This window comes from Corallococcus sp. CA053C (assembly GCF_003611675.1).
Taxonomy (GTDB): domain Bacteria; phylum Myxococcota; class Myxococcia; order Myxococcales; family Myxococcaceae; genus Corallococcus.
On sequence record NZ_RAWA01000151.1, the window covers coordinates 1 to 20,227 of the forward strand.

20 protein-coding genes and 2 tRNA genes are annotated in these 20,227 nt (G+C 70.3%); 12 read left to right on the plus strand and 10 right to left on the minus strand.

What is annotated here, in order from left to right; genetic code table 11:
- Positions 1-43: 43 nt before the first annotated feature.
- Together D7V97_RS20480 and D7V97_RS20485 are read right to left on the minus strand one after the other, a co-directional pair.
- Complete coding sequence (locus D7V97_RS20480) at positions 44-1,234, minus strand: hypothetical protein (RefSeq protein ID WP_120612336.1); 1,191 nt, start codon at positions 1,232-1,234, stop codon at positions 44-46.
- A 46-nt stretch (positions 1,235-1,280) separates the two neighbouring features.
- Positions 1,281-1,952, minus strand: a complete 672-nt coding sequence (locus D7V97_RS20485) for an RNA polymerase sigma factor (RefSeq protein WP_120612337.1) — start codon at positions 1,950-1,952, stop codon at positions 1,281-1,283.
- A 519-nt stretch (positions 1,953-2,471) separates the two neighbouring features.
- Here D7V97_RS20485 and D7V97_RS20490 point away from each other — a divergent pair.
- From D7V97_RS20490 to D7V97_RS20500, 3 genes are read left to right on the plus strand one after another with little or no spacing between them, the layout of a single operon-like run.
- A complete protein-coding gene (locus D7V97_RS20490) occupies positions 2,472-4,232 on the plus strand; it encodes a VWA domain-containing protein (RefSeq protein ID WP_120612338.1) in 1,761 nt (586 codons plus the stop codon).
- A gap of 13 nt (positions 4,233-4,245) precedes the next feature.
- Positions 4,246-5,298 (plus strand): hypothetical protein, encoded by a 1,053-nt coding sequence (locus D7V97_RS20495; protein ID WP_120612339.1) that lies wholly within the window; start codon positions 4,246-4,248, stop codon positions 5,296-5,298.
- A 21-nt stretch (positions 5,299-5,319) separates the two neighbouring features.
- Entirely contained in the window at positions 5,320-5,703 is a 384-nt protein-coding gene (locus D7V97_RS20500) for a hypothetical protein (protein ID WP_120612340.1), read from the plus strand.
- Here D7V97_RS20500 and D7V97_RS20505 read toward each other — a convergent pair.
- From D7V97_RS20505 to nfi, 6 genes are all read right to left on the minus strand, one after another.
- Entirely contained in the window at positions 5,684-6,853 is a 1,170-nt protein-coding gene (locus D7V97_RS20505) for a metallophosphoesterase (RefSeq protein WP_120612341.1), read from the minus strand. The two genes, D7V97_RS20500 and D7V97_RS20505, sit on opposite strands and share 20 nt — an antisense overlap.
- Before the next feature lie 9 nt (positions 6,854-6,862).
- The gene (locus tag D7V97_RS20510) at positions 6,863-7,120 is read right to left on the minus strand and encodes an acyl-CoA-binding protein (protein ID WP_120612342.1); all 258 of its coding nucleotides are present in this window, start codon (positions 7,118-7,120) and stop codon (positions 6,863-6,865) included.
- Positions 7,121-7,166: 46 nt separating this feature from the next.
- Positions 7,167-7,682: a DUF2267 domain-containing protein gene (locus D7V97_RS20515; protein ID WP_120612343.1), complete on the minus strand. Its 516-nt coding sequence runs from the start codon at positions 7,680-7,682 to the stop codon at positions 7,167-7,169.
- 102 nt (positions 7,683-7,784) lie between these two features.
- Positions 7,785-10,133 carry a GMC family oxidoreductase N-terminal domain-containing protein gene (locus D7V97_RS20520; protein WP_120612344.1) on the minus strand — a complete coding sequence of 783 codons (2,349 nt, stop codon included), beginning with the start codon at positions 10,131-10,133 and terminating at the stop codon, positions 7,785-7,787.
- 247 nt (positions 10,134-10,380) lie between these two features.
- A complete protein-coding gene (locus tag D7V97_RS20525; RefSeq protein ID WP_120612345.1) occupies positions 10,381-10,596 on the minus strand; it encodes a DUF2905 domain-containing protein in 216 nt (71 codons plus the stop codon).
- Positions 10,593-11,309 carry a deoxyribonuclease V gene (nfi, locus tag D7V97_RS20530; protein ID WP_120612346.1) on the minus strand — a complete coding sequence of 239 codons (717 nt, stop codon included), beginning with the start codon at positions 11,307-11,309 and terminating at the stop codon, positions 10,593-10,595. The genes D7V97_RS20525 and nfi overlap by 4 nt, the downstream gene beginning before the upstream one ends.
- A 155-nt stretch (positions 11,310-11,464) precedes the next feature.
- On the opposite strand from nfi, the gene D7V97_RS20535 reads away from it, so the two are divergent.
- The 3 genes from D7V97_RS20535 to D7V97_RS20545 are packed head-to-tail and all read left to right on the plus strand — an operon-like array spanning position 11,465 to position 12,636.
- Positions 11,465-11,713, plus strand: a complete 249-nt coding sequence (locus D7V97_RS20535) for a hypothetical protein (RefSeq protein WP_120612347.1) — start codon at positions 11,465-11,467, stop codon at positions 11,711-11,713.
- A gap of 8 nt (positions 11,714-11,721) precedes the next feature.
- Positions 11,722-12,300 carry a ThiF family adenylyltransferase gene (locus D7V97_RS20540; RefSeq protein WP_120612348.1) on the plus strand — a complete coding sequence of 193 codons (579 nt, stop codon included), beginning with the start codon at positions 11,722-11,724 and terminating at the stop codon, positions 12,298-12,300.
- A 33-nt stretch (positions 12,301-12,333) separates the two neighbouring features.
- Positions 12,334-12,636, plus strand: coding sequence for a YciI family protein (locus tag D7V97_RS20545; protein WP_120612349.1), 303 nt, complete (start codon positions 12,334-12,336; stop codon positions 12,634-12,636).
- Positions 12,637-12,645: 9 nt separating this feature from the next.
- Here D7V97_RS20545 and D7V97_RS20550 read toward each other — a convergent pair whose 3' ends face one another.
- Together D7V97_RS20550 and D7V97_RS20555 are read right to left on the minus strand one after the other, a co-directional pair.
- Positions 12,646-13,050 carry a hypothetical protein gene (locus tag D7V97_RS20550; protein WP_120612350.1) on the minus strand — a complete coding sequence of 135 codons (405 nt, stop codon included), beginning with the start codon at positions 13,048-13,050 and terminating at the stop codon, positions 12,646-12,648.
- 165 nt (positions 13,051-13,215) lie between these two features.
- Entirely contained in the window at positions 13,216-14,583 is a 1,368-nt protein-coding gene (locus D7V97_RS20555; RefSeq protein WP_120612351.1) for an alpha/beta fold hydrolase, read from the minus strand.
- Positions 14,584-14,688: 105 nt separating this feature from the next.
- Between D7V97_RS20555 and D7V97_RS20560 the strand changes: the two genes are divergently transcribed.
- The 6 genes from D7V97_RS20560 (at position 14,689) to D7V97_RS20585 (ending at position 19,582) form a co-directional block, all read left to right on the plus strand.
- Complete coding sequence (locus D7V97_RS20560; protein ID WP_158623415.1) at positions 14,689-15,618, plus strand: AraC family transcriptional regulator; 930 nt, start codon at positions 14,689-14,691, stop codon at positions 15,616-15,618.
- Between the two features lie 284 nt (positions 15,619-15,902).
- Positions 15,903-15,977, plus strand: a tRNA-Pro gene (locus D7V97_RS20565).
- 17 nt (positions 15,978-15,994) lie between these two features.
- Positions 15,995-16,070, plus strand: a tRNA-Leu gene (locus D7V97_RS20570).
- Positions 16,071-16,282: 212 nt separating this feature from the next.
- Positions 16,283-17,608, plus strand: a complete 1,326-nt coding sequence (locus D7V97_RS20575; protein WP_199728883.1) for a hypothetical protein — start codon at positions 16,283-16,285, stop codon at positions 17,606-17,608.
- The gene (locus tag D7V97_RS20580; protein ID WP_120612353.1) at positions 17,598-19,118 is read left to right on the plus strand and encodes a DUF2380 domain-containing protein; all 1,521 of its coding nucleotides are present in this window, start codon (positions 17,598-17,600) and stop codon (positions 19,116-19,118) included. The genes D7V97_RS20575 and D7V97_RS20580 overlap by 11 nt, the downstream gene beginning before the upstream one ends.
- Complete coding sequence (locus D7V97_RS20585; RefSeq protein WP_120612354.1) at positions 19,115-19,582, plus strand: NUDIX hydrolase; 468 nt, start codon at positions 19,115-19,117, stop codon at positions 19,580-19,582. The genes D7V97_RS20580 and D7V97_RS20585 overlap by 4 nt, the downstream gene beginning before the upstream one ends.
- Positions 19,583-20,227 lie beyond the last annotated feature (645 nt).

The window sequence follows — 20,227 nt, forward strand, 5'->3', positions numbered from 1 at the left end:
GGCCGGGCGGGATCATCCCACCGGCCCGCGTGGCCCCGCGCCGCTAGAAGGCGATGTCGCGCTCCAGCGTTTCCTGCCCGGCCTGCACCGTCAGGTGGGCCGCGTGCGCGCCAGTGGCCACCGCCGTCGACAGGTCGAAGGACAGCCCCTCCGGCCCCTGCGTCGGCTTGAGCGACGGACGCCCGGGCGACAGGAACACGGCGGCCGTCACGGGCCGCGAGCCCAGGGGTTGAACCAGCAGCCGCACCCGCTGACGCTCGCGCACCAGCACCACGCGGAAGTCGCGCCGCTCCTCCAGCACCTCGCGGTGCTCCGGCAGGCGGGCCGCGCCCGGACGACGGGCACCGTCCGCACGGGAGTCCCGCGCCGCGCGCGGAGCGGACATCCCTTCCTCCTCCAGCTCCAGCGCCTCGTCGATGGCGGCGTCGCCTTCCTCCAGCGCCAGCACCGCCTGCGCGCACTCGCCACACTGGGCCGTGTGCGCTTCCACGCGCGCCTTCTCCTCGCGGCCCATCTCGCCCGCGTCCAGCCGCCACAGCTCGTCGTCGGTGAGGTGCCGCCGGGGCGGCGTGTCCACCACCGCGGTGTCCACCCGGTCCGCGCGGCATGCGGCGCAGTCCTTCAGGTGGGCGGGGTCCTTCAGCGGCTTGCCCGTCCAGGTCGCCACCAGGTCATCGCAGCCGGCCCGGGCGGAGAACCACCAGGCGCCGGGGCGCTCCACGGGGTCCAGCAGGTCGCACTCGGCGCGGCGCTCGGCGTTGAGGGGGATGAACCAGCGTGCGCGGGGGCGCAGCGAGGTGTCCAGGTGGCCCAGCGCTCCGAGGAAGCGCTCGCGGGCGGCGGCGGCGTCCCCTTCCAGCGGGCCCTTCAAGAGCTCCCAGGTAATCAATGCGCGGGCGGCGGAGGCGGCCCGGTCGCGGGCGGCGAGTCCTTCCAGCGCCGAAGCGCGCCACAGCTCCGCTTCGTCACCGGCTTCGCCCAGCGCGGCCTCCATCGACTCCTCGGCGGCGCGCAGCAGCAGCGGTTGGAGCGCCTGCGGTTTCTGCGCTCGCAGCCAGGCTTCCACTTCCGGGCGGCCCAGGCCCTTCAAGGCCTCCTCCACCCCTTCGGTGCCGAGCCGGTCCGAGCGCCGCAGCACGTCCCCCACCCCCTCCAACAGCTCGCCCACCGGGGCGGGGCCCGCGGCGAGGCGCGCGAACCGGGCCTGATAGCGGGACAGCGCGTCTGTCTTCATCGTGACATCCCGAGTGGAGCGAAGGGCAGCATCCCTCCGAGGGAAATCACGAAGGCTCTTCCGGCTGTCCGTCCCGCTGCAACTCGAGCAGGTACAGGCGCAGGTATGCCTGGGCGCGGCTGACGCGCTTGTACGAGTTCACCACGCTGATGTCCAAACGGCGTGCGCATTCCTCGTGATCCTCCACGTCCTCGTGGTGATACAGCTCCCATGCGGAAGCCTCCTTGGGGTGCTCCTGCTGGAGCCTGGCGTAGGCGGCCCAATACAGTTCCTGCGCTTCGGCGCGCTCCTCGCGACGCCGTGCGCCCTCCACCGCCCGGGCCACCTCGGACGGGGTCTCTTCCATGACGTCGTCGGGTGAAGACGGCGCGGGCGCCAGCTCCTCCCGGTGTCGCCGGTAGAAGTCGATGGCGACATGCTTGACGATGCGCAGGAAGAACGTCTTGGGCGACGCGCTCCTGCCCGGCATCTGTTCGGACACGCCGCGGAACTGGTCCAGGCCCCGGTCGAGGAACTTCCCCACCGCGTCCTGGAAGAGCTCGTCGGCGTCCGCCGGGGACCCGCGCCCGTAGCTGCTCTGGATCCTGCCAATGACGTAGCGGGCCGGGCGGGCCCACCGTGCGCAGAGTGCGCCCAACGGGGTGCCCACGGCCTCGCCCGAGGCGCGGCGGCGGGACACCTCCGCGAACAATTCCTCATCCGTGAGCTGCTCGTACACCGGGAGGCCCTGGAGGCTGCCCCGGGACGGCCGTCATCCCGGGAGGTTGGGTTACGGGGATGTGGCACGGCAAGGTACCACGTTGGCATCCGCGGACAGCCTCCCAAGAAGTCGTGGGGCCCCCGCGTGCCGGAACCACCGGACAGTCGGGAGCACCTGAAGCCCTCGACGCGACCCGCCGCGGGTTCCTGACGGGCCTTTTCGAAAAAGAGAACAACCTCCCGGGGCCCTTCAAGGAGGCGGGGGGACGCCTTCAAAACCCGAGGGAAATGCCCCGTCAGGAACCCGACCAGGAAGACGTCGGAGGGGGCATCGCTTTCGAGCGCCCGGCCGAAGAGGCCCTACACGCCGTGGTTCAACTCCACCCCTCCGCTCGCAAGGCGGGGGGCCGCCGGCGGTCCGGCACTGAACTTGGGTTTCAGACACCGGCTTCTTCACTCGGGCGCTCACCTTTCCCTCCCACCCTCGCCTGCCCTTCCCGGGCATGCCCTTGCCCGGAGCCCCGAAAGGGGGACTGTCATGACCACGCGCACCCAGACGACCCTGACGGAGACGCAGCGGGGACCGGCCGAGCGACTGCTCGACGTGGTGCTCGGCGGCTCCGCGCACCTGTGGCACCACCGCCCCGGCCTGGACGTGGCCGGCACCTGGGTCGCGGCGGCGCACGCGGACGCGAAGGCGCAGGCGCGTGGGCGCAAGGTGGCCCCCGGCCTGTTCGTGCCCGCGGCGGTGAAGCTGTACGGCCAGCTGCTGGAGCTGTACCGCCTCAACCCCACGCTGATGGCGCACTTCGCGTCGTACGCGCTGACGCAGACGGACTGGCGCGACCTGAAGGTGGCGACGTGCGCGCTGATGCTGGTGCAGGAGCACGCGGGCCTGCCCGTGCGCGACGGCCAGGGCCAGGTGGCCTTCCACGACGACGACTACCGCTCCATCGGCGAGGCCATGGTGCTGCACTACGTGCGCCGCTCCACGCGCATGCTCACGCCCAAGGCGGTGCTGCGCGTGGCGGAGCTGCTGGAGACGCCGGAGATCGCGCGCCTCAACCGCGCGGCGGGCTTCGGAGACCCCGCGTCGCGCAAGCCGCCCCTGGGCCGCTGGAAGCGCGTGGCGCAGAAGTGGCTCGCCGCGCGCGAGGCGAACCTGCCCATGCTCCAGGGCCTGGTGAAGGCCGGCTACAAGGAGACGCTGAAGAAGCTGGCGCGCAAGGCCGGCTACAAGCCCGCGTCCCAGGGCTTCTTCGAGGTGCTCGGCTGGAAGCAGAAGCAGGCGGAAGCCGGCCACCGCGAGGTGGGCCTGCACGGGCTCACGCTGGTGAAGCGCGAGCGCTTCGACGGCCTCAGCGAGGCGGAGATCTGCGAATGGATTGAACTGGAGCGCCTCTCCTACAAGGAGGTCGTGGGCCGCCTGCCGAAGGACGTGGGGCTCACGCCGGCCATCCTGGCGGCGCTCTTGCCGTCGCTGTCGGACCGCGACCTGCGGCTGATGACACCCACGCTGGAGGAGCTGGGCCTGCTGCAGGAGGCCAGCGTGAAGGCGCGCTGGGAGCGGGCGGTGTCGCGCGCCACGGATCAGCGTTCGCTGAACATCGCGAAGAACGTCCGGGGCGAGGACCTGCGCCGCAAGCTGGAGGAGGCGAGCGACAACGCCGTGCGCCAGGCGGTGGCCGAGGCGACGGCGGAGGCGGACGTGCGGGTGATGTTCCTCATCGACAAGTCGGGGTCGATGGAGGGCGCCATCGAGCAGTCGAAGGAAGCGCTGTCGCGGATCCTCGCGGGCTTCCCGCTGGACAAGCTGCACGTCGCGGCGTTCGACACGATGGGCACGGTGTTGCAGCCCAAGGCGGCCAGCCGCACGGCGGTGCAGCACATGCTGGCCGGACTGAAGGCGTCGGGCGGCACGGTGCACGGGGCGGCGGTGCACGCGCTGCACCGCGCGGGTGTGCGCATCCCGGAGGAGGCGAAGCTGGTGGTGATGGTGGTGGGCGACGAAGCGGGCGAGGCCGGCGACCAGTTCGCGCGGGCCTTCCGTGGGTGCGGCTACACGGTGGCGGCGATGGCGCTGCTGGTGAACGTGGCGGGGGCGCGCGGCAACACCGTGCGCACGGGAGCGTCGCAGCTGGGCGTGCCCTTCAGCGAGGTGAGCGTGGGGCAGTTCGCGGACCCCTACCAGGTGCCGCGCGTGCTCCAGGCGCTGATGGACGCGCCGCGTGTGGCGGGGGCCAGCCAGTCCGGCTGGGTGGATCGGGTGATGAGCACGCCCCTGCTGAAGGTGGCGTGAAGGAGGCAGGGGCGTGGACTACCGGAAGCTGCTCGGGAAGGTGGAGTCGGCGGTGCTGCCGTATTTCGGCGGCGGGACCGTGGACGCGCCTTCACGCCGCCTGCGCATCACCACGCCCGTCGAACCGGGCTGGTGGCGCTTCGAACTGAAGGGCCGCCAGGCCACCGCGCGCGAGCCTGCCTCCGCGCAAGGGCTGGACGCGCTGCCTCGTGTGCGCGGACACCTGTGGGGCACGCGGCTGGTGCGCGAGGGCGCGGTGGCGGAGCCCCTGGCGCTGATGCCGGAGGAGGAGCCGCCGCGCCTGTCGCCGGTGACGGCGCGCCGCTGGCATGACGGCACGCTGCTCTTCGAGGGCGTGGAGTTCGAGGGAGAGTCAGAGGAACTCGCGCGGCGTGCGCTCGAGGAGGACCGTCCCCTGGGGGAAGCGCGCGGCGTGGGGGCGTCCCTGCGCGCGGCGTTCGGCTTCTCGGTGCTGGAGTCCGCGTCGCGCGGCACGGGCATCCCCTTCGCGCCCGTGGAGGCCCGCGCGCGCGTGCTCGACGTGGCCTGGGGCGGACGCGCGGAGGCGGAGCGATGCCTGCGGCGGCTCGCGGATGAGCGAGCCCGCTTCTTGCGCCAGAAGGCGGAGCAGGAGGCCCGCTGGGAGGCGGAGGCCCGTGAGACGGCGCAGGCTCTGACAGTTCGGGAGCGCGCGGCGCAGGAAGCCCGCTGGGAGGCGGCGGCGCGCGAGACGGCGCGGACGCTGGAGACGTGGGAGCGGAGGGGCGTCACGGCCGGGGAGCGTCAGCGCGCGGAGGCGGAGGTCGGCGCGTGGGCGGAGCGCGCGCTGGACAAGGCCGGCGCGCGGTTGATCAGCCATCGCCGGTTGGGCGGGGGGCTGATGGAGGTGGTCTACGCCTTCATGGGCGAGCGCTTCGTCACGGTGGTGGAGAGCGCGACGCTGCGGGTGCGCGACGCGGGCGTGTGCCTGGCGGGCGCGGACGCACGGGTGACGCTGGAGAGCCTGCCGTCCGTGCTGAAGGAAGCCATCGACACGGGCGAGCTGGTCATCACCCGGCATGCCTGAGGACGGAAAGGGAAGACGGTCATGTCGACGCGTGAGGTGTGTCTGCTCATCGGTCCCGGAGACGAGGTGCTGTGGGGGGACTCGTTCGATGATCCCCACGCGCTGCCGGACTCGCGGGAGCGGTGGGAGGCCATCTGGCGCCTGCGGGACACGCTGGTGGAGGTGACCCACAGCCATCCGGAGGGGCCGCTCGGCTTCTCCGCGGAGGACGAAACGACGATGGCCGCGTTGCAGGCGGCGCTGGGCCGGCCGCTGCGCTTCTCCGTGGTCGCGCCCGACGGCATGGTGGCCCGCGTCGACGGGGAGGACATCCCCGTGCGGCACGAGCCCCCGTGGGCCGCGCCGCTGCGCATTGCCTCGGGGCTGCTGTACGGCCGGCCCGGGCTCAGCCGGGGAGCAGGATGATGCGGGCGATCTCCGGCGGCGCGCCCACGCGCATGGGCGGGCCCACGAAGCCGCACCCCCGGCTGACGTAGAGGTGGGACTGGCCCAGCTGGCTCAGGCCCGCGTTCTGATCGCCCCAGATGAGCTGTCCCAGCACGTTGCCGGGGAACATCTGTCCGCCGTGCGTGTGCCCTGAGAGCTGGAGGCCCACGTCGCGGCGGGCGACCTCCTCGAAGTTGGAGGGCTGGTGCGCCAGCAGCACCGACGCGCGGTCCGGCCGCAGCCCGCGCAGCGCCGCGTCCAGGTCGTAGCCGGGCTCGCCCAGCTTGTGCGCGCTCCAGTCGTCCACGCCCGCCAGGTCGAAGGACGCACCCGCGTCACCGATGGACACGGCGCGGTTGCGCAGCACGGTGATGCCCAGCCCCTGGACGAACGCCACCCACGCGGCCGCGCCCGAGTAGTAGTCGTGGTTGCCGGTGATGAAGTACGCGCCGTGCCGCGCCTTGAGCGCGCCGAAGCCCTCCACGTAGCGCCCCAGCGCCGGCACGGTGCCGTCCACCAGGTCGCCCGTCACCGCGATGAGGTCCGGCTTGAGCGCGTTGGTGCGCGCCACCAGCTCGTCCACGAAGCGGCGCTGCAACACCCCGCCAATGTGGATGTCGCTGAGCTGCACCAGCGTGAAGCCCTCCAGCGCCTTGGGCAGCCGCGCCAGCCGCACCGGGATGTCGCGCACGTCCGGTGGATGGAAGGCCTTCCAGGAGCCGTAGGTGCTCACCGTCGCGCCGGCCACGGTGGCGCCCGCCGCCAGCCCCTTCGCGAGGAAGGCACGGCGCTCCGGCGACGGAGGCTCCGGCGCCTTGCGCGCGCGGGCGACCACCCGCTGCCCGACGTCCAACGCCAGGGTGAACATGAACAGGTAGAGCACCAGCCCCATCCACAGCAGCAGCACGATGCCGCTGACGCGCGCCGCCTCCGAGGACAGCATCGCGCCAATCATTCGCGCACCCACGGAGCCAACGAAGCCTCCGACGAAGAGCGCGATGCCCGCGCGGCGCGGCGCCTTGCGCGCGGTCAAGTCGCGCACGAGGCGGCGGTACAGGTAGACGTGCGCCACCGCGAGCAGCGAGGTGACCGGCACGAGGAACAACGCGAGGCTGAGCCAGCGGGGCATGGACAACGACTAACCGCGCAGCAGTCGGTCCACCAGCGCCACGTACTGCTGTTTCGCGGCGTCCTTCGCCAGGCCCTTGCGGCCGGCCCAGGCGTCGTACTTCGCGCGCCCCTTGAGATCGAGCATGCCGGGGCGCTTGCCCTGCACGTCCCCTTCGGTGCCCTGCTTGTAGAGGGAGTACAGCTCCAGGAGCGTGTCGTTCGAGGGAGCCTTGGACAGCGTCTTCACCCGGGTCTGGGCAGCGCTGAAGTCATCGTCGAGGGCCATGAGGTAGGTCTCCGGCAGGGTGCGCCGGAGACCTTACTACCAGGGCTCACATCGTCGGCAGCCAAAGGTGGCGGATGTCCTGCGGCAGCTGGGCGCTCACGTCCTCCGCCTCACCTTCGCTGATCAGATGCCGGATGGAGTCCATCACCGCGCGCACCACCGGCTCCACCGCGTCCGGATTCAGGGCGAGGTCCTCCCCCACCTGCTTGAGCAGCTCGTCCTTCCCGAACCGCTCCGGCCGGGCTTCGGCGTCGTGGCGCTCGCAGCGGTGGAGCAGCTCCGTGAGCTTGCGCGGAAGCTGGGCCTCCAGGTCGTGCGCCTCGTCGGCGTAGATGCGCTGCTCCAGTCCACAGAGGACGGAGACGGCCGCCTGTTGGGCGACGCTGGGAGACATGCCTCCCCGGTCGCACAGATGATCGATGAAGCGGGCATACGTCTGACTCGCCCGCATCGCGCTCCGCCGCGCACGCCGCTCTTCGATGGACGGCTCGCGATGCTCCTCAGCACGCTCCTCGTCCTGGGGTGCGCCCGAGCGGCGCTGCGGGTCACGGTCTTCAGCCATGGGGGTCCTCCCTGTCGGTCCCGGTGGGAAACAGGGTGACCACGCCCACCCCGGAGGGCACGGGATTGCGGGCTGCGGCACTGTCCGCCGCATGCCCGCCCGCTAGGCAGCCATCCGTCGCACGTAGGTGTCGTAGAGGGCGCCGAAGAAGAAGCTCCCGAAGCGCGCCAGCGCCTCCAGCCGCTGCCCACTGTCGCGGGCGTTGAGCACGCGCAGGGTGGTGAGCTGCCGGGCGAACTCCTCCGCCGTCAGGCGCAGGAAGCCCCGGCCGATGCACGGCGCCGTGGCGTCCTGGCCCTTGTGCAGCGAGACGAGGAGCGTGGTGGTGTCCTTCCACAGGTCCGGACCCGGATCATCGAAGAGGTCCTTGTAGCCCTCCAGGTAGTACGCCTCACCGGCCTCGCTGAGCAGGTTCAGCAGGTACTCCATCCGCTGGCCCCCCGGCCGCGCGTGCTCGCGGGTCATCAGGCGCAGCTCGCCGCGCGTCACCACCAGCGGGCGCGAGGACAGCACGGGCGCCGTCACCATGCCCGCCAGCTTCAGGGGATGGCGCTCGTCGCTCAGCGTCGCATCCAGGTTGTCCGTCGTCACGGTGAGCACGAAGCGCAGGGGCGTGGCGTCGTCGCGCTCCGGGTCTCCGGCGTCCATGTGCGGGGCGGCCACCGCGCCGGACACGAAGCCGTGCATCGTCTCCGTGAAGCGCACGCCCACGTGCCCGGGAGCCTGCCGGACGGACGCCTCCGGCAGCGGCGTGTAGTCGATGGTCCAGCCGTGGCGCCGGGCCATCAGGGCGCAGGCCCGCTCGGCGACCGCGGAGATGGTGAGCAGCGGGTTGATGCCCAGCGAGCGCGGCACCACCGAGCCGTCGGACACGTACAGGCCCTCATGCACCGCGCGGCCGGAGGCGCTGGAGAAGACACGCCCCTCGTGGTCCACCACGCCCTCCTCGGCGCGCTCGGCCATCACACAGCCGCCCAGCGGGTGCGTGCAGAGGACCTCCTTGCCGAAGGCCTCCGACCAGAGCGGATAGCGCACGTAGGTGCCGCCCAGCGCGGCGGTGGCCCGGCGCAGGCGCTCCTCGACGCGGATGAGCTGGGGGTCGCGGCCCGCGTCCGGCCAGTCCAGGCGCACGCGGTCGTGCTCCAGCCGCAGCTCGCCCTTGGCCTCGTCGTGGGACATGACCATCAGCGTCTGCGTGTGCTCCACCGCGCCGTGCTCCGAGCCGCGCACCAGGCTGTCCGCCTGGCGCAGCCGCTCCTGGACCCAGTCCAGGATGCCCTCGTCGGTGTCCTGACCCACCAGCGCCGCCGCGCCCGCGAGCGCCGCCGGCATCAGCGAGGCGAGCGCGCCGGGGATGGCCCCCTCCTCGATGATCATCCCCTCGTCCAGCCGCGCCGTGTCGCGCTGGTCGATGACGCCCGTGATGCAGGGGCCCACCGGGTCGCGCGACTCGTGGCTGTGCTCGCCATTGCCCACGCCGTGGACGGGCATGTCCAGGTTGTAGCCGAAGGCCAGCACGTCGCCGTTGGTGCTGAAGCGGTGGCCCAGCTTCGAGGACATGGACAGGCCGCGCTCGCGCGAGCGCAGCAGGATTTCGGCGGTGCCCATGGTGCCGGCCGCGAGGACGACCCGGTCGGCGGTGAGCCACGCGTCGGGCGCGTCGAAGCGCTCGCGGCCGGTGTGCAGCGGGCGGTAGTAGACGCGCCACTTCGCTCCGTCCGGCACCACCGCGCGCACCGCCACCTCGGTGAAGATGCGCGCGCCGTGCGCGTGGGCGTCCGGCAGGTAGTTCATCTGCACGGTGTTCTTCGCGCCGGTGTTGCAGCCCGTGGCGCAGTCACCGCACAGCGAACACCCCGGCTGCCGTACACCCGCGGCGTTGACGCCCGCCTCGAACGTCACGGCCAGGGGCGGCCGCTGGAGCCGTCCGCCCAGCTTCTCCGCGGAGATGCCCAGCGTCTTGAGCTTCTGCAGCGGCGGATGGTCCTCCGGGTACGGCAGGGGCCGCAGCATCAGCTCCGCGTGCGCGTAGCCGTCCTCCAGCAGGCCGTGCACGTCGGCGCGCAGGGCCTCGGGCCAGCGGGGGTCCTCGAACACGCGCGGATCCGGCCGCATGACCACGCTGGCGTTGATGAGCGACGTGCCGCCCAGGCCGCAGCCGTTGATGACCGTCACGTCGCCGTTGCGGTGCACCTCGATGAGGCCACTGGGGCTGCCCACGTCCAGGTCGCCCTGGCCCGGGGCGCAGTGGAGCTGGAACTCGGCCACCGCCTGCGCGGGCGTGCGCGGGAACTCGCCGGGCTGCCACTCACGGCCGCGCTCCAGGACGCACACCTGCTGGCCGGCGCGGGACAGCCGGCTGGCGGTGATGCCACCGCCATACCCCGAGCCCACCACGACCACCGGGTAGTGTGGGGCCAGCTCGCTCAACGGTGACGACAACCTGCGCATGCTTGCTCCTGACGGCCTGGGAGCCGTCCATCCGAATGCCACGTCATGTCGGGCCGGGGCCGAAAGACGGGGGCCGCATGCTGCGCGGTTCAAGGGCGGGGATCCACTCCCCGTCCGGTTGGCGTCTCCCCCAGACGCGCCCCGCCAGCCCCCTCCCTGGTCGCCCGGACAGCAGGCGGGCGACCCGACGAGGCAGGTCCTGCCGGACAGACGCCGAGCGCCCCCATCCTTGAGAGGAAATTCGCGCCTAGAAGAACCGGCGCAGCACCCAGGCGCCCAGGCTGAGCGCCACGGACAGGAGCAGCATGGACGTGAGCGGGGCGAAGACGCGGGTGTTCCCGCTCTCGACGCGAATGTCCCCCGGCAGCCGGCCGAACCAGGAGAAGGCGCCCACCCAGACGAGCAGTCCCACCACCACGAGCCCCAGGCCCGCCACCACCAGCATCACCCCCACGGGCTTCATCCGGGACTCCCCTCCTCCAGCTCCGAGGCCTCACCGCCGGCCCGGCGGAAGTCATTGACCAGCCGGTGCGCGTGGCGCGTCGTCTCCGGCTCACGGTAGCGCGGGCTCGCCTTCAGCACCCACTCCACCGCGGTCTCCAGGTCCATCCGGTGGCCCGGGGAGACGTACACCGGGCTCACGCCCTGGCGGGTGCGGACCGCCATGCCCACCACCTCGCCCTTGTGGGTGATGGGAGAGGTGGCCCCGCGTCGCTCCGCGAGCTTGCCGGGGGTGCCCACCAGGAGCGACTTGGCGCAGCCGATGGAGGGCACGTCGAAGAGCAGCCCCCCATGACAGGCGATGCCGAACCGGCGCGGGTGCGCGGTGCCCTGACCGTCGAAGACGAGCACGTCGGGCCGGACCGTCAGCCGCGCCCAGACCGCCGCCAGCACCGGCAGCTCGCGGAACGACAGCAGCCCGGGGACGTAGGGGAAGGACAGCGGGACCGCGGCCACGGACCGCGCCACGGGCACGAGGGTCGCCGCGTCCAGCACCACCATGCCGCCATAGCCCATGTCGTTGCCCTTCTCCGTGGAGATGTCCGCGCCCGCGAGCCGCGTGACCTTCAGGCCCGGAGGCGGTTCGAGGATGAGCTGCTCACGCAGGCGCTTCTGCAGCGCCACGGCCTCCGTGGGCGTCAGGTTCCAGTCCTGCGGTGCGCGTGGCGACTCCATGCGGCCCTCCTGGAGCCCAACACTGTGCACGGTCGTCCGGGAACGGGAGAACGGACCTGAACGGGCGGCGCCAGGCCGGCTGTCAGGAACGCCGGGGAGGCGACGTCCCGGGGCTCGGGTTTCGGAACGACCACGCTTTCGAGGAGGCACCGCACATGACCACGCTCAACATCACCTTCGACGGACTGTCGGCGGACGTGCCGGTGGAGCTGGAGCGGATGATCAGCGACACGGACGTGCGCCGCATCGCGGTGGAGCTCGTGCGCTCCGGCGGAGTGCCCGGCATGCAGCGCTTCCCGCTGCGGGAGGACGCCTTCCAGCACTACGTCGTGGACCGCTTCCGGGGCGCGCGCGGCGAGGAGCGCATCTACCTGCGTCCGAAGGTGCCCTTCGGGGCGTGCTGAGGGCCGCCATGCGCATCGTCTTCTGCGGGGTGGGGGCCATCGGTTCGACGGCGGCCCTGCTGTGTCGCAACCTGGACGCGACGTTGGTGTTCATCGACTTCGACCGGGTGGAGTCGAAGAACCTGTTGTCGCAGGCGTACGTGAAGCCGTCCGTGGGGAAGAACAAGGCGGAGGCGCTGAAGCTCCAGCTCCACAACCTGCACGGCGTGAAGGCGGAGGCCTTCGGCGTGCGCCTCACGCGCGACAACGTGGAGACGCTCTGCAAGGGCGCGGACCTGCTGGTGGACGCATTCGACAACCAGGACAGCCGCCAGTTGCTCAGTGACTACGCGCGGAAGGCGGGCACGCCGCTGGTACACGGCGCGGTGTCCGCGGACGGAACGTTCGGCCTGGTGCGCTGGGATGAGCGCTTCGTCCCCGACGCCGAGGACACGCCGGGACAGGCCACCTGCGAAGGCGGCGAACACCTGCCCTTCCTGGGGCTCCTGGCCGCCACGCTCGCCCGGACGGTGCAGGACTTCCGCAAGCACGGCGTGAAGCGGGACGCCTTCGTGCACCCCACCGCCGTCACGCCAGTCTCGGCCTGAGACACGCGGACGGAGACGGGGCAGGATCGCGACATGCCCTCCAGCCTCTTCTTCCTTCGCCTCATCGCGAACCGTCCCAACTTCGCGATGTCCATGACCATCGACGAGCAGGCCACCATGCGCGCGCATGGCGAGTTCCTCCAGGGCCAGCTCGCGGCGGGAACGCTCGTGGTGGCGGGCCCCGTCATGGACCCGGCCGGTGTCTTCGGGATGGCGGTGTTCGAGGCGGAGTCGGTGGAAGCGGTCCACCGCCTGCTGGAGAAGGATCCCGCCACGACCATCGGGCGCTACGAGATCATGCCCATGGGGCCGAACGTCGTCCGCCCCCGGCCTTGAGCAGGACGCTCAGCCCCTGACGGCTTGTACCCGGGCCGGTTCTGCCCGGACCGACGGGCGACGGGGTGGAGGCGGCGGCTCCCCTCCGAGCCAGTCCCACTGCTCTCCCGTCCACCGCAGCTCGCGCCAGCTCAGGTGCGCCGCGGCCTCACGCGCCTTGGCGCCGTGAGCGATGAGCGCCCAGCCCACGCGGGACTGCTTGCACTCGCCGCTCTTGAACTTCAGGAGCCGGCGCGGACCGACTGCCTCTGCGTGGTCCGCATCCCAGAGCGCCTGGTTCTTGAGCCCCTCTCCGTGGCAGTCCACCTGGTTCCGGTCACACCAGGCGAGCACGTCCTTGGCCCGGACGAGCCGGGAGCCCCTTGAGAGTTCCGTGACAGCTTCCACGAGGAGGGTCGAGGTGAGGACACGCATGGCGGGCGCACCGGATCAGGTCAATGACGGCGCCAACCTACAGGGTGCGGGGCCGGTGGAAGGCCTTGAACACGCCATGTCTTCTTCATGGTTCTGTCATGGCGCATGAGTCCAGGAAGCTTTCGTTATGACGTGTCGCGTTGGCACTCTGCATTGAAGAGATGATCACGGCTTCTCCGCCATGAAGGCGTGGAGCTCCGAAACCAGCTGTTCGGCGGTGTCCTCGAAGAAGAAGTGGTTCGCGTGGGGGAGTTCGAGGGTCCGGTGGTTGGGGAATGTCTGTTCGAAGCGCTCGAGGTCCGTGCGGGGAAACCCCTGGTCCTGGAGTGCCCAGAAGATGAGCGCCTTCTTCTGCGCCAGTCGGGGCAGGCCGGCTTCGACCTCCGCGAAGTACTCGGTCGCGCCGGTGATCTGCCCTGGATAGAACGCCGCGATGCCACGTCGCTCCAGGGGGGCGAACGGGCGCAGGTAGACGTCGAGCACGTCGGAGGGCAGCTCGCGGACCACCCCGTTCTTGATTCCAAACGCCGCGAAGCCATTGAAGTTCACCTGCAAGAACTCGCCGAGGGGTCCACCGGCGATGGCGGAGAAGATGCCGCGAGGTGTGCCAGGACTCGTGGGCCACGCCCAGGTGCTCCCAAGCACGACCCGCCGTACGAGTTCGGGGCGACGCCCGGCGAATCCGAGCCCTATCGGTCCGCCCCAGTCCTGCATGACCAGGGTCACGTCGCGGAGCTGGAGGCGTTCGACGAACTCCTCCACGACGAGGCTCTGCTCACGCGGCGTGAAACCAAATCCAGCCGGTGCGTCGGACAGGCCGAAGCCGGGGTAGTCGAGCGCGATGCAGCGGTACGAACCCCGAAGCCCCCGGATGAGGTCGCGCCACTGGAATGACCAGGCGGGGTTGCCGTGCAGGAAGAGGAGCGTCTCACCCTCCCCTTCGTCCACGTAGTGGATGCGAGCGCCGCTCGGGAGGGTGAGGAACCGGGAGTCGGCGTCGGACATCGTGCGCGGGATGTCGATGGGTGAAGCGCGTTCACTGGAGAGCGCGAGGGCGACGCCCATGAACTCCAGCGCACCGAAGACGATGAGCGCGGCGATGCCGATGCGCGAGCGGCGCGGCCGGTCCACGAAGCGCGGGACCAGCAGGGCCAATGCGACAGCGCCACCGAGCAGCGCGGGAAGGGCTGCGGCGGCAAGCCCGGGAGGCCCGCCTGCCGCCATCCCGGCGAGGACGACCAGCGCGAGCCCGACGAGCACAGCGGTCAGCATGACACGCGGTCGCGATGAACCGATGAGGGCGCGGTACAGGAATGCCGAAGCGACCGCGACGAGCATGCACACGGGTGTGACGACCGCGAAGCGAAGCACCGGAAAGAACCCGATGCCTCGGACGTGCGGCGCCAGGAGGACCGCGAGCGTGGCGAGGCCCACGACGGGAACCGACGAAGCCCATCCGGCCCAGAGCACGCGAAGCGCCGTGGGACGCGCCTCCGTGACGGAGTCATTCTCGATTGTCTTTGCCAGAGTCATGGGCACGAGTTCCTGTTCATGGCTCCTGAATAGTTCCGACGCGTCGGACGCTCCATGTGCGAAACTCCAGTTCTCTGGTTCAATCGTCCGAGTCGGGAGGCCTGGATGGACGTTCTGGCGGATTCACTTCGCAGCCTTCGACTGAAGACCGAGGTCTACGGCCGGCTGGAGTTGAGCGCCCCTTGGGGCATCAAGCTCGACCTCGGGCACCCGGGCTTCTTCCACGCCATCTCTCGCGGGAGCTGCTGGCTGGAAGTCGAAGGCCAGCGCCTCGCCCTGGCGGCGGGAGACTGGGTGTTCATCCTGGGTGGAGCGCCGCACGCCCTCCGGGACGCCCCCAGGACGCGCATACGGCCCCTGCCCGACCTCTACGCCGCGACGGGAGCCCAGTGTGGCGGCATCCTGCGCCACGGTGGGGGTGGTCCGCAGACGACGCTCATCTCCTTCAGCTTCGGGTTCACGGGCACGTGGTTGAACCGGCTGCTCGCGGGACTGCCTCGGGTGTTGCACGTCAAGGGAGACGGGGCCGGCGCCACGCGAGGGGTGGAAGCCCTCATCCAGTTCGTCGCCGCGGAGATGGAGGCGGGACGACCCGGACACGAGCTCGTCGCCACCCGGCTGGCGGACGTCCTGTTCATCCACGCGCTGCGCACGCATGTCGAAGCGTTCCCCGAGGGAAAGGGTGGATGGCTCCGAGCCCTGGAGGATCCGCAGTTGGGCCGGGTCCTGCAGCAGCTTCACGACCGCCCCCAGCACCCGTGGACGGTGGAGGCGATGGCGAAGCTCGCCAGCATGTCGCGCTCGACGTTCGCGGCGCGCTTCCAGAAGGTGGTGGGCGAGAGCCCGTTGAACTACCTCACGCGCTGGCGGATGCACACGGCCATGCAGCGGATGGCGGAGGGTGATGCGTCCCTGACGGCCATCGCGGAGTCGGTGGGCTACGACACCGACAGCGCCTTCGGGAAGGCGTTCAAGCGACACGCCGGCAAGACGCCCGGTGAGTACCGCCGCCAGCTCCGCCAGCCCGCGGGCTGATTCGTCCAGGGGCGTGTCAGGACCGGAATGCCGCCGCGTCTCTTGGCCGCGAAAGGAGCGGTGGCCATGACGACGCGCAACGAGCTGAACCCGAATCCCCAACCCGACCTGGACCCCGCTCCGGACAGCCTGGAACTGGCAATCGCCTCCTTCCGCGGCAGTCCACCCGGCACCTGACCAAGCCACCCGGTACTTCCGGGGCGGGCATGGACAGAGGCCGGGCTCCCGAGGGGGGACCCGGCCTCAGTCATGTCCGGGTCCTCCCTCGATGGCTCACATCACATCGGGACGTAGCTCAGTCTGGTCAGAGCGCGCGCCTCGGGCGCGCGAGGTCGCTGGTTCGAATCCAGTCGTCCCGACTTCAATCACATATCACGCCGGGGTAGCCCAACCTTGGTAGAGGCGCCGCGTTCAGAACGCGGAGGTTGCGGGTTCGAATCCCGCCTTCGGCACATCATCAGGCCCAGCAATCCCAAACGGTTGCTGGGCTTTTTCTCATTCCGCCAGCGTCATGTGCCCCCAATGGGCCCCTTCCGGCGTCGGATGGGCCTGTCGCTCTCTGCGTAGCCCATCAGCGTTTGGATGATCTTGAATCGAAGACGGGCTCGGTGGATATGACCGGGCTCTGCACACCGTACCGGAGTGCAGTCAGGAGGCGCGAGCAATGGGCAACCGCGGGTGGGCGGTGTTGTGGCTGGGGCTCCTTTCCATGCGAGGAGCGGCCACGGCTTCGCCCGACTCCAAGGCTTCGGCCCCCAAGGAGCCGCCCCGCTCCTGGTCTTCACTGACGCGGCTGGAGGTGGCAGCACTCGTGCTCCTTCCGCACTCAGGCAGAGGTGAGACCGAGGGCTTCGTCCAACTGGAACCCACGCTCGTCCTGGATGGAGGTCCGGAATTCGGCATCAACCTGGGCGCTCCGGTGCGACTGCGTCCGTGGGGGGAAGACACGGGTTTCGTGAGGAAGCAGGACTGGGACAGCCTCTCGGACTTCGGACAGGTGGTGCGCGGCCTCAAGCTGGGCTCGAACAACGCGCCCGTGGGGGTCTGGTTTGGCGCGCTGGAGTCCTACAGCCTGCTGTCCGCGCATCTCGTGCGGCGTTACTCCAACCGAAGCAACCCCGACTACCACCCAGCGGGCGGCTTCCTCACCGGCACGCTGGGGCCCCTCTACACGCAGGCCTTCGCCTCGGACGTACTGGGCGCGCGCCTCATGGGAGCGGAAGTCGCGCTGGACCTGAAGCACGTCCTCTTCGGCCAGCCCCGCGAACCGGGCCGCTACACGTTGGCGCTTTCCGCCGTGCATGACTGGGGGAAGGCCGGAGGTCGGGCCTCTTCGGTGACATTGGTACACCTGGATGGAACCGCCGTGGTGGTCGTGCGGCCGGGCTTCGAGGCCCACTTGCTTGCCGGTTGGGGCGGACGGCCCGGTGAGGGCAGCGCATGGGGTGCGGTGGTGGGAGCGGGCGCGGATGCGTTGACGCCCACGCTGGACCTGCGGCTGCGGTTGGAGGTGCGCAGGCAGCAGGGTGGCTTCCGGCAGGGCTTCTTCGGTCCGGACTACGAACTGGCTCGATTCAAGGCTGCGGGGCCGGAGGGAGTGCCACTGGCGGGGGCCCACTTCCCGGATGGGTACTCGGTCTATGGCGAGGCGGAGGTGGGCTGGGACGCGGTCCGCTACGGCGGCATCTCAAGGCACCTGAAGCTGTCGCTGGGCGCGGAAGCCTTCTCGTGGGGCCGCATCGACGTGGATGGGCGCGTGGCGGTGCAACTCTTCGCGCGCAGCCTCGAAGTGACGTTGAAGGGCCTTGGGATGGGCATGGGACAGGCGGGGGCGCGCTACCTGGGGGCCGCCGAAGCCCGCTGGCGATTGCTGGGCGGACAGCTCTACGCGATGGGGACGGGCGGCACGCTGCTCTTCCCCACGCCGGAAGGGACGCTGCGGCCGGGGGCGTTCGCCTCGGTGGGCCTGGGGGTGGACAATGCGCGCTGACGCCCTCTTGCTGGCCCTGATGCTGATGGCCACGGGATGCGCCTCCGTGTCGCAAGCGCCTGGACGCGGCCAAAGCTTGACCTACGCGCCGCGTGGCGCCTCCTCGCCCGCCTGGGTGGAAACCCCGAGCGATGAGCCTTCGCACGCCCGGAACTTCCTCCCGCGCGCGCTTGCTGGGCCCGAGCAACGGCTCCTGCGCCGCCAGCAGCCGCGTGACGACGTGACAGCCGTGGGAGACGGCGCCGTGGGGGGCGGGGCCCGGAGCGCTGCATCGACGCGGCAGGCAGTCCTCGACGCCACGGACGAGGTGAAGGGCTCCCTGCGCGGCGTCGAGGCCGCATTCACCCAACTGGCGGCCCGTCCTCCAGACCCCTGGGGCTGGAGCCTCACCGGCGTCTTCACGCGCTACCTCGACCTGGGTTCCAATCAGGTGACGTGGCTTCATGGCGCGCTTGGGAGCGCCACCGTGTTGACGGAGGCGGCCTCGGAAGTCGGCGACACGGACATGGAGTTGGGCCTGCTTCGCATGACGGGGCCGAAACTCCAGGCGGCCCAATTTGGGACCCTCCTGCTGGCCACCTGGGTGGACTTCCTGCACCTCGCGGATGCCGTGCTCCGTCACTGCCCCATGTGCAGCGTCGAGAAGCTCTTCGCGGACCTGTATCGCGTACAGGGGTTGATGGAGCCGACGCTGACGGACCTCGCCTCACTGGACCCGGAGCGGGTGGAGGCAACGACGACCGCGATGCCCGAGCTGATGGGGAAGCTGACGCGTGAGTTCGACACCCTCCAGCGGGAGACCCGCCAGACCCTGAAATTTGGCGGGCAGGTCACCGCGGCGATGCAGGCGGTGGAGATGGTCACGATGATCTCCACGATGAAGATGTCCCTGCCACGCGTGCCGCCCTCGGCCCCCATGACGCTTGGCGTGGGCCTCGTGATGAGTTCGGGTGGCGTCATGGTGGGCTCGCGGATGGTGGTCTCTGCCGAGTGGGTGGAGATGATGCGAAGGCTCGTGCAGGCGGGCGTCATCTCCGTGCCTGCCATCGGCGCGGCCGTCCTCATTCAGGGCGGACAGGTCACGATGGCCCAGGCGCACCAGGACTTGCCCAAGGGCGTGCGCGAAGCGCTGGGGGACAGCCCCGAGGTGCGCGGCATGCAGGTGACGGGAAGAGCGGGGGCGGGCATGGCGGACGCTCCGAAACACCACGTGCTGCCGCAGGAGCGCCGCGAGTGGTTCGAGCAGCGCGGCTTCAAGGGCGACATGGACATCGACCAGTTCTGCATCCGGCTGGAGCAGGCCCACCACGAGGCAATTCACGGTGGGGGGAACTGGAAGTTGGGTCGCACATGGCCCGGCGAGTGGAACAGGATGATCATGAAGGCCCTGGGCGATGCCGAGATTGCCACGGGTCGAACTCTGACGCGGAACGAGATCCTGACGCTCGTCGCGAAGAGTATGCGGGACTATAGGATCCCGATGAGCTTCACTCGTGGGAGAGGACGATGAGCGACGGAGATGCATGGCAGGGCAACATCAAGGCGCGCCTGTACGAACGGGTCCGTGAGCGAGGCTACGACTCACTGACCGCCTTTGCCGATGCGCGCCCTGCCGTTCCGCTGTACGTCCTGGCCGACGAGTTGGGCAACGACGTTGCTGCGGTGCAGGTGTTGAGCGGCTTGCTGTACGAGGCGGAGCAGCACAAGCGGGTCACGCGCTTCGTTCGCGACGTGCTCGTGCGCGAAGTGGCCGATGGACTCCCCAACGGTTGGCCGCCCATCTTGGACGACGCAAGCCGCTTCGAGGTTGCAATGACGCTTGGGCGCTGGTCTGCGTACACCCCAGAAACCCATGAAGAGCGCGTGCGGCAGGTGCGCGATGTGCTCCTCGCCAGTCCACCACCTCCCGGCTGGCGCCCGCTCGGTCCTGATGACGAGTTTCTCCAGACGCTCCTTCCCGACGAGGAAGCCTGAACGGAACGGGTAGCTCTCAAGTCAGGGTTGGATTCGCCATGTGCCCCCAGTGTGCCCCTCCAGTGTGGATTGAGGGGACACACCAGGGAACAGCGTGGGATGGAGCGGGATGACGAATCCGAGCGAAACCAGGGAGATAGAGGGTAACTGCGTGTCCTGCCACGGGGCTGGTGCATCACTCGGATCGAGGCAGCCCATACGCAAGTACGGACGACCAGCGAGCGTTGGCCACCCGCGGCATCCGGTGCAGCATGAGCCGCAAGGCACCTGTCCACCGAGTCCGGGCAAGCTCACCTGCCTCGCCCCTGCCTCAGGCGGCGCGCTTGCCTCTTCCGGCTTCGGCTCTGCCCCCGCTTGAGGGAGCAGAAATGGCCGGAGTTTCGCGCCCGGAGCGAAGACGCCATGGCCTCTTGTGATGTTCGACCGAAGTGGAGGTACCAGAAACGCCACGCGACGTAAGAGTTCCAGTGGCACAGCCGCTCTAGCCCCTGCCTATCGTTGGCGTGCAGATGCCATCTGGCGTACAGGGAGAATCCCCCAGGAACGCCGGGCGCGCAGGCGCCCACACGATTCGTCAGGGGCGCAGCGTGCGCTTCAGTGCTAGGCCTTGGTGCCATGCCCGGCGACTCACCCGCTGTCTCTTAT

What these genes read in the sequence shown, in the direction of transcription:
- D7V97_RS20480 (WP_120612336.1), bottom strand. Translation starts at nt 1,234, where the DNA reads ATGAAGACAGACGCGCTGTCCCGCTATCAGGCCCGGTTCGCGCGCCTC.
- D7V97_RS20490 (WP_120612338.1), top strand. Translation starts at nt 2,472, where the DNA reads ATGACCACGCGCACCCAGACGACCCTGACGGAGACGCAGCGGGGACCG.
- D7V97_RS20500 (WP_120612340.1), top strand. Translation starts at nt 5,320, where the DNA reads ATGTCGACGCGTGAGGTGTGTCTGCTCATCGGTCCCGGAGACGAGGTG.
- D7V97_RS20505 (WP_120612341.1), bottom strand. Translation starts at nt 6,853, where the DNA reads ATGCCCCGCTGGCTCAGCCTCGCGTTGTTCCTCGTGCCGGTCACCTCG.
- D7V97_RS20510 (WP_120612342.1), bottom strand. Translation starts at nt 7,120, where the DNA reads ATGGCCCTCGACGATGACTTCAGCGCTGCCCAGACCCGGGTGAAGACG.
- D7V97_RS20515 (WP_120612343.1), bottom strand. Translation starts at nt 7,682, where the DNA reads ATGGCTGAAGACCGTGACCCGCAGCGCCGCTCGGGCGCACCCCAGGAC.
- D7V97_RS20520 (WP_120612344.1), bottom strand. Translation starts at nt 10,133, where the DNA reads ATGCGCAGGTTGTCGTCACCGTTGAGCGAGCTGGCCCCACACTACCCG.
- D7V97_RS20525 (WP_120612345.1), bottom strand. Translation starts at nt 10,596, where the DNA reads ATGAAGCCCGTGGGGGTGATGCTGGTGGTGGCGGGCCTGGGGCTCGTG.
- nfi (WP_120612346.1), bottom strand. Translation starts at nt 11,309, where the DNA reads ATGGAGTCGCCACGCGCACCGCAGGACTGGAACCTGACGCCCACGGAG.
- D7V97_RS20535 (WP_120612347.1), top strand. Translation starts at nt 11,465, where the DNA reads ATGACCACGCTCAACATCACCTTCGACGGACTGTCGGCGGACGTGCCG.
- D7V97_RS20540 (WP_120612348.1), top strand. Translation starts at nt 11,722, where the DNA reads ATGCGCATCGTCTTCTGCGGGGTGGGGGCCATCGGTTCGACGGCGGCC.
- D7V97_RS20545 (WP_120612349.1), top strand. Translation starts at nt 12,334, where the DNA reads ATGCCCTCCAGCCTCTTCTTCCTTCGCCTCATCGCGAACCGTCCCAAC.
- D7V97_RS20550 (WP_120612350.1), bottom strand. Translation starts at nt 13,050, where the DNA reads ATGCGTGTCCTCACCTCGACCCTCCTCGTGGAAGCTGTCACGGAACTC.
- D7V97_RS20555 (WP_120612351.1), bottom strand. Translation starts at nt 14,583, where the DNA reads ATGACTCTGGCAAAGACAATCGAGAATGACTCCGTCACGGAGGCGCGT.
- D7V97_RS20560 (WP_158623415.1), top strand. Translation starts at nt 14,689, where the DNA reads ATGGACGTTCTGGCGGATTCACTTCGCAGCCTTCGACTGAAGACCGAG.
- D7V97_RS20575 (WP_199728883.1), top strand. Translation starts at nt 16,283, where the DNA reads ATGGGCAACCGCGGGTGGGCGGTGTTGTGGCTGGGGCTCCTTTCCATG.
- D7V97_RS20580 (WP_120612353.1), top strand. Translation starts at nt 17,598, where the DNA reads ATGCGCGCTGACGCCCTCTTGCTGGCCCTGATGCTGATGGCCACGGGA.
- D7V97_RS20585 (WP_120612354.1), top strand. Translation starts at nt 19,115, where the DNA reads ATGAGCGACGGAGATGCATGGCAGGGCAACATCAAGGCGCGCCTGTAC.